At 66.5% G+C, this 11742-nt stretch carries 10 protein-coding genes; 2 read left to right on the forward strand and 8 right to left on the reverse strand.

Going from position 1 to position 11742, the window contains the following annotated elements:
- Positions 1–32: 32 nt before the first annotated feature.
- From NSQ78_RS17775 to NSQ78_RS17785, 3 genes are all read right to left on the reverse strand, one after another.
- Positions 33–965, reverse strand: coding sequence for a FecR domain-containing protein (locus tag NSQ78_RS17775; RefSeq protein WP_064239139.1), 933 nt, complete (start codon positions 963–965; stop codon positions 33–35).
- A gap of 99 nt (positions 966–1064) precedes the next feature.
- Positions 1065–1565: an RNA polymerase sigma factor gene (locus tag NSQ78_RS17780; RefSeq protein ID WP_049466633.1), complete on the reverse strand. Its 501-nt coding sequence runs from the start codon at positions 1563–1565 to the stop codon at positions 1065–1067.
- Between the two features lie 71 nt (positions 1566–1636).
- Complete coding sequence (locus NSQ78_RS17785) at positions 1637–2110, reverse strand: hypothetical protein (RefSeq protein ID WP_064239140.1); 474 nt, start codon at positions 2108–2110, stop codon at positions 1637–1639.
- A gap of 185 nt (positions 2111–2295) precedes the next feature.
- On the opposite strand from NSQ78_RS17785, the gene ppa reads away from it, so the two are divergent.
- Positions 2296–2832: an inorganic diphosphatase gene (gene ppa, locus NSQ78_RS17790; RefSeq protein ID WP_005410935.1), complete on the forward strand. Its 537-nt coding sequence runs from the start codon at positions 2296–2298 to the stop codon at positions 2830–2832.
- Between the two features lie 152 nt (positions 2833–2984).
- Complete coding sequence (locus NSQ78_RS17795; RefSeq protein ID WP_057495195.1) at positions 2985–4106, forward strand: HDOD domain-containing protein; 1122 nt, start codon at positions 2985–2987, stop codon at positions 4104–4106.
- Positions 4107–4164: 58 nt separating this feature from the next.
- Here the strand turns inward: NSQ78_RS17795 and NSQ78_RS17800 are convergent, their stop codons facing one another.
- From NSQ78_RS17800 to NSQ78_RS17820, 5 genes are all read right to left on the reverse strand, one after another.
- Entirely contained in the window at positions 4165–4374 is a 210-nt protein-coding gene (locus NSQ78_RS17800; protein ID WP_049466627.1) for a hypothetical protein, read from the reverse strand.
- A gap of 170 nt (positions 4375–4544) precedes the next feature.
- Positions 4545–7391, reverse strand: coding sequence for a TonB-dependent receptor (locus NSQ78_RS17805; protein ID WP_049466624.1), 2847 nt, complete (start codon positions 7389–7391; stop codon positions 4545–4547).
- Between the two features lie 49 nt (positions 7392–7440).
- Positions 7441–8340: a helix-turn-helix transcriptional regulator gene (locus NSQ78_RS17810; protein WP_049466623.1), complete on the reverse strand. Its 900-nt coding sequence runs from the start codon at positions 8338–8340 to the stop codon at positions 7441–7443.
- A gap of 115 nt (positions 8341–8455) precedes the next feature.
- Positions 8456–10774, reverse strand: a complete 2319-nt coding sequence (locus NSQ78_RS17815; protein ID WP_064239141.1) for a winged helix-turn-helix domain-containing protein — start codon at positions 10772–10774, stop codon at positions 8456–8458.
- Between the two features lie 258 nt (positions 10775–11032).
- Positions 11033–11704 (reverse strand): ion channel, encoded by a 672-nt coding sequence (locus NSQ78_RS17820; RefSeq protein ID WP_064239142.1) that lies wholly within the window; start codon positions 11702–11704, stop codon positions 11033–11035.
- Positions 11705–11742 lie beyond the last annotated feature (38 nt).

Consider the following 11742-nt stretch of genomic DNA (forward strand, 5'->3'; position numbering starts at 1 on the left):
CACTGGGACGATCATCCACGCAGGGCGTGGATCTACTGCACGATGGCGACGCCCAGTGGCAGGCGTGTGACCTGCAATCCAGCCGTCGCGGCCAGCGCATCCAGCGCCTGTTCCGGACGATCGATGCGCAATGCGGCACTGACTGCAGGCAGTCGTGACAGATCACCGCGCACGAAGGTCGGGCCCGTGCGATAGCGCCCCACCCACTGCACGGCATCGGCCACGTTGGCCTGTTCCAGCAGCAGCTCGCCCCGGCGCCAGGCGCCGACGCTGTCGGTGGTCACGTCGGCCAGCCGCATGACGCCGCCGTGCTCAGCGTAGACCGCACGTTGCCCCTGCTGCAGGTAGGTCCAGCCGCCGTCGACCGGGCTGGCCACGCGCACCCTGCCCTGCCCGACCTGGGTTTCCACCCCGTGGTCGCCACGCGCGACGGTGAACGCGGTGGAGATGTCCTCGACCAGGCCATTGCCGGCGCGCACGCGGAAACGCCGCTGCGGATCCGGGCCGACCTCGAACCAGGCGCGCCCGCGCAGCAGCTCGACCTCGCGGGCGTTCGCATCAAAGTGCACCGCAATCGCACTGTCGGCATCCAGCACCGCATGGCTGCCGTCGGGTAGCAGCACGCTCCGTACCTGATACGTGCTCCGATGATCGGACTGCAGGCGCAGCCAGGCGTCGGGCCAGGCCACCAGCATCGCCAGCATCGCCGCCGCAGCCATGGCCCAGCGCAATCGTCGCGGGCGCCGACGGCCCGGGCCCGCGGCCGGTGCGCGCGGCCCGACACTGCGCCACAGCGCACGCTCGTATTCGAAGACCCGGCGGTGTCCCGGCTGTTGCAGCCAGCGTTCAAACGCCTGCATGCGCACATCGCTGATGTCGCCCGAGGCCAGCCACGCGATCCAGCCCCGGGCCTGTTCGGCCAGGGCATTGTCATCGGCGGCAGGCGGCATGTTCGGCGGGCGCATCGGCTGGCTGACAGGCGCATTCAAGCGCGGGGGAACTGGACCGCATCCACGGTCAATGATCAAGACGTCTGTGCGCGCGCCAACCCCAAGCCGGCGTGATCATCGGCCACTGCGCGCCCAGGCCAGGCGTTGCAGCGCGCCGCGTACATGGTTTTCCACGGTGGTCACCGATACCCCGAGGCGGCGTGCGATCTCCGCCTGGGTCTGGCCCTGCAGGCGGTTGAGCCGGAAGATGGTGCGGGTCGGCTCGGGCAGATGGCCGGCCGCGTCGAGCACGCGCTGCAGTTCATCCTGTGCCATGGCCTGTTCTTCGGTCGAGATCACCTCGTCCGGCCCCCACAGGTAATGATCGGCCAGCAGGCGGTTGCGCCGGGTCGACTCGCGGCCGTGGTCGGTGGCGAGGTTGGCGGCCAACCGATACAGATAGGCGCGCGGGTTGTCGATGGCCTGGCTGTCATCGACCCCACGCGCCTTGAACCACACCGCCTGGATCACGTCTTCGGCGCCGTTGTCGCCCCCCAGTATCCGTTGCACACGACGCAACAGCGCGGGTCGCTCGCGGATGAGCAGTTCGGTGAGGGAAGCAGCATTGGAAGACATGCGCGAGGCCAGGACGACAGACGGGAGCGCCGCGCATGCTACTCTTTAAATGCGAATACGTCACGTTTACATCAATGGATGCACTCGGTCAGCGCGTCATAGACGCTCTGCGAGCTGCCCGGCAGCGGGTCATGCAAGGGATCACGCGCGGCCAGCGCGGCATGGAAGGACTCCACCGGGGTACCCGCCACCAGCGGCAGGCGGCACAACCAGGTCGGTTGCCGGGCCTCGATCGCGCCATCGTTCGCGGACACCGCCAGATCGCTGGCGGCAAATGCCCACAGGCACTCGCGAACCGTTCCCCGCGCGGCATCCACCGAGCAGCGCAGTCGCAGGGGGTGAATATCGCTGTATTCCCCTTCGCAGAAGGTGTCCCCGCAGATGGTGTCGAAACCCTGCTGCAGCCTGCCCTCCAATGCAAAGAAGCGGTCCCAGTTGGCTTCCTGCTGCGGATAGTCGATCAGATCCACGTAGGGGACGGCCTGGGCCGCGGGCGCAACAAGCAGCGCGCAGGACAGGCAGAGCGGCAGTGCGGACATTCTCATATGAAGACTCCTCGGGAAGGTGCGTACAGCCTGCCCTGCCGCACCGGCAGGCCCCATCAGCCAACCCCGGCCCGCCAGGTGGGCACCTGCCGCGCACCGCCGTCAGCCCCTTCCCCGCTGCACAGCGCCCGGCAAAGGCATAAAATGGCCAGCTATCCGTCTACATCCCCCACCTGGAGCACACCATGGGTCTGGAACTCGTCTCGCCCGGCAAGAACCCGCCGGAAGAAATCAACGTCATCATCGAGATTCCGAAGGACTCGGAGCCGGTGAAGTACGAAGTGGACAAGGAAACCGGCGCGATCTTCGTCGACCGCATCCTGTCCACCCCGATGCGCTACCCGTGCAACTACGGCTACGTGCCGAGCACCTTGTGTGGCGACGGCGATCCGGCCGACGTGCTGGTGGTGCTGCCGCTGCCGCTGGTGCCGGGCTCGGTCGTGCGCTGCCGCCCGGTCGGCGTGCTGAAGATGAGCGATGAGGCCGGCAGCGACGAGAAGATCCTGGCCGTGCCGGTCTCGAAGATCTTCAGCGGCTACGCCCACGTCGAAGACATCGCCCAGGTGTCCAGCCACTGGCTGGAGCGCATCGGCCACTTCTTCGAGCACTACAAGGACCTGGAAAAGGGCAAGTGGGTCAAGCTCGACGGTTGGGGCGGCGCCGCCGAGGCCAAGCAGATCCTGATCGAGGCGCACCAGCGCCATCTCGACAGCAAGGCCTGAGCCTGAACCGGATCGCTCCGGCGGCAGTCCGCCGGAGCGATGCGGGTCACGTTTCATGACGACGGCACATCACTCTTGGTGCCGTATTAGGTAAATTGCGTCACTTCACACGTCATCGACATCCATCGTCGAGACAGCCAGGGGAATGTGTCGTGCGTATTCTGCTTGTTGGGGATGCAGCCAGCCTGCCGGCCGAGCTGACCGAATTCATTGCCGATCTTGGGGAAGACTGGCAGCCGTTGACCGCCACCGATGGCCAGGCCGCGATGAACGCGGTGGCCACGCAGGGCGTCGATGCGGTGATCGTCTGCCCGCAGTTGCCCGATCTCAATGCCACCACGTTGCTGGGCCAGATCCGCACCTTGCGCCCGGAAACCATCCGCATCGCGCTGGTTGATGCCCAGCACGGCAACCGGCCACCGCCGGCGCGCCTGATCGGTGTCGCCCATCGTTTCCTGCCGCTGCCGCTGGCGCCGGAAGTGCTGCTGGAAGCGCTGACCAGCCTGGAAGAGCTGCGCGAAGTGCTGGACAGCCCGCGCCTGCGCGATGCCATCGGCCGCATCGAGAAACTGCCTTCGCCGCCACACCTGTACCTGAGCCTGACCCAGGCGCTCGAGCATGACGACGACACCGACAGCGCCGACGTGGCCAAGCTGGTGGCCGCCGATCCTGCGATCGCAGCCAAGGTGCTGCAGCTGTCGAACTCGGCGTTCTTCAGCCAGGGCCGCACCATCGCCGACCTGCGGACCGCGGTGACCCGGCTGGGCCTGGCGACGCTGCGCGACCTGGTGCTGGCCAGCGAAGTCTTCTCGGCACCGACGCTGTCGCCTGCCGAGCGCAATTCGCTGCAGCAGCGGGCACTGCTTGCCTCGCGGCTGGCCGCGCGCCTGCTGCCCGAGTCCAGTGCCGAACTGGGTGCGACCGCCGCACTGCTGGCCGACATCGGCCTGCTGCTGCCGGGCGTACGCAACGAACGCAGCGAGCCTTCGCTGGCCGGCGATGCGCGCCCGGGCCATGCCGAGGCCGGTGCCTACCTGCTGGGCCTGTGGGGCCTGCCGATGCCGATCATCGAAGCGGTGGCCTTCCACCTGCAGCCGCAGCGTGCCAACACCCGCAGCTTCTGGGTGACCGGGGCGGTGCATGTGGCGCTGGCGCTGGTCAATGGCGACCCGGTGGATGAGGACTACCTGCAGCGTGCAGGCGTGCTCAACAAGCTGCCGCAGTGGCGCGAGCACGCCAATGCGCTGATGGGGCTGGCGCCCAGCGACGCCTGAGCGCGTTGCCGATGGCCCAATGACAAGGGGCGCACCCACGCGGTGCGCCCTTGCTGCGTCAGCGAGTACCGCAGGCGTCCTGCACGCAACGACGGTACTGCGACTCGCAGATGACCGGTGACTTGCCACTGGCCAGGCATTGCTGGCGGAACTCTTCGCAGTAGAGGCCGCCACCGCAGACCCCGAGGCCCTGCGCGAACACCGCGCCCACCAGCGTCGCATAGATCAGTACAGCCGCTGATGCCTGGCGCAGCAACGTGTGCTTCATATCCCTCTCCACATGCAAGCGTCCGGTATTGGACCTCCTGACTGTGTTGATTACGACACGACGGGACCGTGACTGCGCTCACCTTCCAACAGTTTCCGGAAAAACCCTACAAAAAAAGAGGGCGGACCGTTCGGTCCGCCCTCCTTCTGTTGCTACCGCACTTCGATGGATCAGAAGCGCTGGGTGTACTTCATGTACAGGAAGCGACCCACGTCGAAGCCGCCGTAGTAGGCGAACGCCGAGTTCGGAGCCGAGTACTGGAGCGGACCCTTGTGGTCGAACACGTTGTTCGCGCCCAGGGCGATCGTCGCATCCCACGGTGCCTTCCAGCTGACCTGCAGGTCGTGGAAGGTGTTGGAACCGGTGTGACGCAGCGGATCGGTCTCGCCGTTGGCCATGTGGTTCGGCGCATCGCACCAGCCATCAGCCAGCGAGATGCAGCTTTCCTTCATGCCGGAGTAGTAGCGCGCGGTGTAGTTCACACCGAAATCGCCGTACTGCCAGTTGACGCCCAGGTTCGAACGCACGCGGAACAGGCCCGGCTCGCCGACGCGGCCGATCATGATGTTGTCACCCGCGCTGTTCTGGCCCTGCTCGTCGTACTTGGCGGTGTAGCTGGTCTGCCAGTCGATGCTGAACTGACCGATGGCCAGTTCCGGCAGGCGGTACTTGATGCCCAGGTCGTAACCTTCGGTCTTCATCTTGCCGAGGTTGGCGGTGCCGTAGGTGATCGCACTGACGTGGCCGTCAGCCGCACGGGTCACGCTCGAGCAGCGCTCGGCGTTGCCCAGCACGTAGCAGTCACGCAGGATGCGGTCGACGCTGTCAGCGATGATCATGTCGCTGATTTCGTACTTGTACCAATCCAGCGAGACGTCCAGGCCCTGCACCCAACGCGGGCTCCACACCAGGCCGAAGGTGGTGCTCTTGGAGGTTTCCGGCTTCAGGTTCGGGTTGGCACCCGAGACGAACTGGTCACCCGACTGGCACGGCAGGGTCGAGCACGGCAGGTTGCCCTGGCCCAGCTGCACGTAGTTGGCCGGAGCGCCGGCGGCGGTGCATGCGGCATTGCCGGCAACGCTGCCCGGGGCCTTCACGCCGCACGGATCGATGTACGACTCGAAGCTCGAGCTCAGGCCACCGTACAGGTCGCTGATGGTCGGAGCGCGGAAGCCCTCGGCGTAGGTGCCGCGGACCAGCAGCTCATCCAGCGGACGCCAGGTCAGGCCGAACTTGCTGTTGGTGGTGCCGCCGAAGTTGCTGTAGTCCGAGTAACGGCTGGCAACGTTCAGGGTCAGTTCCTTGGCGAAGGCCATGTCGGCCAGCAGCGGCACGTTCAGCTCGAGGTAGACCTCGTTCAGATCGTACTGGCCGCGGGTCGGCTTCTGGCCCAGGCCGGTGGACTGGCCCGACTGCGCGAAGGCGTCCGGCACGTAGTTGCCTTCTTCCTTGCGGTGCTCGACACCCAGGGCGAAGCCCAGGTCGCCGGCCGGCAGGGTCACGATGGCGCCCGACAGGTTAGCGGTGAAGCTGGTGGTCTTGGTGACGCCGCGGGTGGTGAAGGTCGGGAACAGGAAGTCCTGCAGTTCCTGGTTCGCCAGCGAACCCTGGCCATCAACACCGTACGGCAGCAGCGGGTTCCACGGGCGGCAGTCGCCCAGGATCGGCTTGGCCGAGGTGCCGCAGCGGGCAATGCCGCCGGCGTCGATGAACGACGGGCCCAGCGCCTGGCCTGCAGCGATCAGGCTCATGTCGCCGCGGTTGCTCTTGATCGACTCGTTGCGGTTCCACAGCGCGCCGACATCCCAGTCGAAGGTCTTGCCGCCCAGCTCGAAGAAGCCGGTCAGGGTCGGAGCGAAGCGCAGGGTCTTCAGCTGGCTGTCAGTGGTACGCGGCACTTCCCACAGGCGACGACGGAAGCTGACGTCCTGGCCGACCGGGTTGAAGGCGCTCGAACCTTCCAGCGGGGTGCCGAAGGAGTTGGACTGGAACGGATAGCCGGCGATCTGCTGGAACGTCTGGCGCTCGTTGTAGAGCACGTCGGTGTTCAGGCTGATCGAATCGGTGAAGTCGTAGGTACCGTTGATGTAGACCGACTTGCGCTTCACACCGGTCAGCAGGGTCATCTGCTCGTTGGAGTTGGCGAATTCGTCTGCCGTGATGACGTGGTAGTCATTCGGGTTCTTCGGGTTGCCGCCGGCGTTCAGGGTCTTCCAGACAGCCTGCTTGGAGTCGCCGCAGTTGACCTGGGTCGGGTTGCACCAGCTGCCGTTCTGGCTGATCGGGCTCCAGGTGGCCGAGGTCGAGTTCGGACCCAGCGAGCCGTCACGGCTGTACCAGCGGTCCTTGGCCCACACCGGGTCCTGCTTCGAGTACTCGGCCGACAGGGTCAGGCTGCCGCGCTCGCCGCGGGCACCGAGGGTCATCGAATAGGTTTCGGTGTCGCCGTCGCCCTTGCCGTACTGGCCGACGTAGACGTTGGCTTCGCCGCCGTCGAAGTTCTTGCGGGTGATCACGTTGACCACGCCGGCGATGGCATCGGAACCGTAGATCGACGAGGCGCCGTCCTTCAGGATTTCGATGCGCTCAACGGCCGACATCGGGATCTGGCTCAGATCCTGGTAACCGGCGGTGGTTGCGCCCAGGCGCTTGCCGTTCATCAGCACCAGGGTTCGCTGGGCGCCCAGATTGCGGATGTCGACGTAGTAGCCGCCCACGTTCTCGCCCGAAGCCAGCGACTCCGAACGCGAAATGGCCGGAGAGCCGGCCGAGGTCAGGTTGTTCAGCACGTCGGCGACGCTCGAGAAGCCCTGCTTTTCCAGGGATTCGCGGGTCATCGTCAGGATCGGCTGCTGGGTCTCCACCGAAGCGCCGCGGATGCGCGAGCCGGTGACCGAAATGCGGTCCAGGTCGGTGGTGCCCTTTGCTTCCTGGGCGGAAGCAAAGGCCGGCGCCAGCGCCAGCGCAATGCCGGCCGGCAGCAGGCCGAACCGCACTGCGGGATTACGAACGTTCATCTATCTCTCCAAGGTACGTGTTAGCAGCGTGTTAAAACACCCCAGCACGTTACGATTGCGTTGCAGCGCTGTATTTGCGCGAACCAACCGGAGACTTTGCGGATTGTGGCGGGAGCAAGCCACCGTTCTCCCTGAAGCGCGACGCGGACTGGCCGTAGCGGGCGCGGAACGCACGCGCGAAGCTGCAGCAGTTGTCGAAACCGCTGGCGGCGGCGACCTCGCCCACCATCATGTCGGTGTCGCGCAGCAGATCAGCGGCGCGTTCGAGGCGCAGCCGTGCCGAAAGCGACTGCGGGCTTTCCTCGTACAGGCTCTGGAAGGTCTTGGAGAGATACCAGCTGGAGAAATTGGTCAGCTCGGCCAGTTCGCCGATGCGCACCACCCGGTGGCTGTTGCCTTCCAGATAGAGGCGCGCGCGCTGCATGCGGCCGAACACCTGGCGCTTGCGGCTGCGCGAGCGGCCCGGACAGCGCTGCACGTTGTCGGCGAGGCCACGCTGCAGGCCCGCCAGGTGCAGCAGCAGCGGACGCAGGGCCTGGGCCGGCTGGCCGCTGGCCAGCGCGTCGCGCCACAGGCGCAGCGCGACGCGGGCATCACTGCGGTTCATGCGGCCGCGACCGGCATACAGGCCGCAGTCGGCCATTTCGGTCAACACGCGAAGCGCTTCAACGTTCAGGTTCAGGCCGACGCACAGCCCGTTGCGGCCGGCCTGCACCAGCGGCCGCGATTCCTTCTCGAACGCGATCCACTCGCCCTGGCGCAGGCGGAAGCGCCCTTCCTTGGCCTCGACCCAGGAACTGCCACGTACCTGCATCCAGACGGTGAAGCTCGAACCGGCGGTCTGCAGGCTGCCCAGGCGGGCTACGCCGAGGCAGGTCGGCGCGGCATCGTCGATCGACCGGTCCAGGGAAACGGATTGGCCGCGATCGGCCAGCGAGAGTTGACGCATGGGGGCACCACGGATTTGCCTAGTACAGGCCTCCGTTTTGCCAAATGAGGCGGCACCGCGTCAGGAAAGTCAGACGAGATCGCCACGAAATCGCCACGAGATCGCGACGAAGAAATTACGAAGGTCCATTTCCCTTGAACAACAACAACTTGGAGAACGCCGGGAACAGCGCGGGAGGGCGCTCGGGCAACCGCATCACGCCGATGTCGGCGCCATCACTGACCGCCATCGCCACGAACAGGTCACGCCCATCCGCGCTGGCGCTGAGCCCGTTGCCGGCACTGAGCCGTTCGGCGTCCAGGCAGCGTTCCGGCTCTTCGTGGCCGGGCTGGATGCGCACGAAGGTGGTGCCACACGTGGTCGAGGTACCGAGGTAGCCGATGCCGTTGTTGCCGGCCACCGTCCAGGCCCGGTATCGCCAGCGGCTGGGCCGGTCATCGCTGATCTGCTGCACGCTGGCCGGCGACAATCCTGCGTCCACCGACCACAGTCCCCCGGCCGCCAGGCGGGTGAACAACACGCGGCCGCTGTTGCGGTCGAAGCGCGCCTGCGACACCCCGTCGATGCTGGCCAGCCGCCGCCACGGCTGGGCGCTGCGGTCATACAGGCTCAACCGGGTGCGCTGGTCGGCATCGCGTTCGACCACGAACACCTGCTCCGGCGCCGCGCCATACAGCGCCTGCAGCGGCTGTTCGGCCGGCACCGGCAGCGGTTGCAGGCGTTCATCGCGTGGCGCGATCTCGTAGACCACGGTCCGCCCATGCGCATCGCGGCCGACCACCAGCAGCCGACGGCTGTCGGCCGACCAGTCCGGTGCCTGCCGCGCTTCGGGCCGCAGGCCTTCGATGGGACGCAGCGAATCGGGCCGCTGCATGTCCGCCCACCACAGCCCGAAGCTGCCGGAGCGATCGGAGGTAAAGACCAGCTGGCGCCCATCGGGCGCTGCCATCGGCTGCCCATCGCGGCCGCTGGAGGCAAACAGGCGCTCGGGCGCGCCGTTGCCCTGCATGGGCACCTTGAACACGCCGAACTGTGCGCGCCGGTGAACGAAGGCCAGCATGCCACCGCGTCGTGACACGGCCGGCCATTGCGCATCATCCAGGCCGGCATCGCGCAGCGTGTGCCGCTCCACATCCAGGTAATAGAGCCGGGCTTCGCTGTCGACGCGACGGCCGAACACGATGGTGCGGCCGTCGTCCAGCCAGGCCCAGCCACGCAGCTCGGCCGCTTCGTTGGTCAACTGCTCCGGCGTGCCACCCGCAGCGGGCACCCGCCACAGATCACCGAGCTGCGGATTGCGCACGAACACCAGCCATTGCCCGTCGGGCGAATAGCGCGGCGCATAGTCGAAGTCATCCTCGTCGACGCTGTACGCCAGCGCACGCCACTGGCCACTGGCCAGGTCCAGCACGCGGATGCCACGGTGTGCATAGCGCCCAACCATGCTGCCGAACACCAGGCCACGCCCATCAGGCGTCCAGTCGAAGCTGAGCAGTTCAGTGCCATCGCAGCGGGTGGCCTGGCGCAGCGCGCCGCCGGTGGCGCTGGCGATCAGCACCTGGCAGCCACCGTCGGCGGAGAACCGCGCAAAGGCGATCTCACGACCATCCGGCGACCAGTTCGGGAAGCGATCGACCGCACCGGCCGGGGGAACCAGCAACTGGCGCGCCGGCGCGTTGCCGGAGGTCTGCACCTTGATCGCGCCACCGCCGTTGCCGTCTTCGTTGGCCCCTTCATAGGCCACCAGCGAACCGTCCGGTGACAGCGTGGGATAGGTTTCAAAGCCGCTGGTCGCGGTGATCAACCGATACGGACGCTGCGGGCTGCCGATCACCCGCGTGCCGTTTTCCACGGCAGCCTCTACCGCCGAACTGCTGGCCGGCGCCCGACGCAGCAACAGCGCGGTGAGCACCAGCAGCAACGCCAGCATCACCAGGCCCAGTGCCAGCAGCACGCGACGGCGGACATGGCGCCAGCGACGGCGCGCGCCCTCTGCATGCGCGGGCAACGCAGCAGCAGTCTCCGGCTGCACGGCCAGGTCTTCGTCCTCAGCCGCGACTGCGGCCGCAGGCCCGGCATCGTCCAGCACCTGCACCGGCACCCGCAGCCGGTAGCCGGTCTTGGCGATGGTTTCGATATAGGCCTGCCCGTTGCCGTCGTCGTTGCTGAACGCCTTGCGCAACTGGGTGACAGCCTGGGTGAGCACATCGTTGGTCGGCAGCGTGTCCGGCCACACTTCCGCGAACAGTTCATCGCGGGTCACCACGCGCCCCGGCTGCCGCAGCAGCACGCGCAGCACACCCAGCGCTTTCGGCGTCAGCCGGCGCGCACGACGCGCACCGACGACCTCGACCTCACGCGAGGACAGAGTGACGGTGCACTCTCCTATCCGTATCCGGTCGGATACAGGTGGCTGGATTTCGCTGCTGTTCATTTTCTGCTACACAGTAGAGACAGTCCCGGGCAGCGTTTGCCTTCGATACCGCCCCATCCTGGGAACAGCGAAAAGCCAGACTCCGCACAAAGCATCGGCGCATACCGCAAAAACAATCGAGCGCGCGAATACTAGCCTATGCCGGTTACCTCGCCTATCGCGTGGTCGACATCAGGCTCTCTCTCGCCGACGCATTCACATAATTCGCGACACCATTCGCGCCCTTTTGGGCGCGAAATTTTTATCTGGCGTTCATTTTCATACACGCCGCAACATGGTCAGTCCGACCAGTCGCGAAACCACCAAAGCGACGTACATCACGCCGGAAAACTGCTCCAGCATGACCAGTGCACGTGCCTGCGGATGCAGTGGAACGACGTCACTCAGACCGACGCCGGAGAGCAAGCTGAAGCTCAGATAAAGAAGCTCCATCCAACTGCGCTGCGCGCCACCGCTGGAGCCATGGAAACTGCCTGGATACCACTGCTGGCACACCGCGAATGCGAAGGCGAACGCCCACGCCAGCAGCGTAAAGGTCGCGCCGGCGGCGAACAGCTCGTCACGGGTGACCTTGTGGTCCTGGAGCATGTAGGCGATCAGTGCGCCGGCCGTATAGAAATACAGCAGGCTTTCCAGCAACTGCGCGGTGGTCAGCAGCGTGGTGCGGTCGAGCAGCGCACCGGCCAGCGAAAACACCACCGACGGAATGGCCAGCAACAGTGCCAGCCAGGTACCCAGCGGGCTGCGCTGGACCACCCACAGCGCCAGGCCGAGAACCGCCATGCCGAACATGCCCAGTGCCGCGCGGCCGGCGGCGGTGTCATCCAGCGCGGGGTACAGCAGCACCGCCAGCAACTGCGCGCCCAGCAACCAGGCCGAGGGATGACGGCGGGCAATGGCCAGCCAACGGGTGGTGATCGCAACGGGCATGGCGTGCATTCCCCTGGGTGATGGGCGGAGAATAGCCG

The organism is Stenotrophomonas sp. FSL W7-1447, from assembly GCF_037966425.1.
Classification (GTDB): Bacteria; Pseudomonadota; Gammaproteobacteria; order Xanthomonadales; family Xanthomonadaceae; genus Stenotrophomonas; species Stenotrophomonas pavanii.

Coding starts and splice junctions, on each gene's coding strand:
- ppa (WP_005410935.1), top strand. CDS start 2,296: ATGGGTCTGGAACTCGTCTCGCCCGGCAAGAACCCGCCGGAAGAAATC.
- NSQ78_RS17820 (WP_064239142.1), bottom strand. CDS start 11,704: ATGCCCGTTGCGATCACCACCCGTTGGCTGGCCATTGCCCGCCGTCAT.
- NSQ78_RS17785 (WP_064239140.1), bottom strand. CDS start 2,110: ATGAGAATGTCCGCACTGCCGCTCTGCCTGTCCTGCGCGCTGCTTGTT.
- NSQ78_RS17780 (WP_049466633.1), bottom strand. CDS start 1,565: ATGTCTTCCAATGCTGCTTCCCTCACCGAACTGCTCATCCGCGAGCGA.
- NSQ78_RS17815 (WP_064239141.1), bottom strand. CDS start 10,774: ATGAACAGCAGCGAAATCCAGCCACCTGTATCCGACCGGATACGGATA.
- NSQ78_RS17805 (WP_049466624.1), bottom strand. CDS start 7,391: ATGAACGTTCGTAATCCCGCAGTGCGGTTCGGCCTGCTGCCGGCCGGC.
- NSQ78_RS17810 (WP_049466623.1), bottom strand. CDS start 8,340: ATGCGTCAACTCTCGCTGGCCGATCGCGGCCAATCCGTTTCCCTGGAC.
- NSQ78_RS17800 (WP_049466627.1), bottom strand. CDS start 4,374: ATGAAGCACACGTTGCTGCGCCAGGCATCAGCGGCTGTACTGATCTAT.
- NSQ78_RS17775 (WP_064239139.1), bottom strand. CDS start 965: ATGCGCCCGCCGAACATGCCGCCTGCCGCCGATGACAATGCCCTGGCC.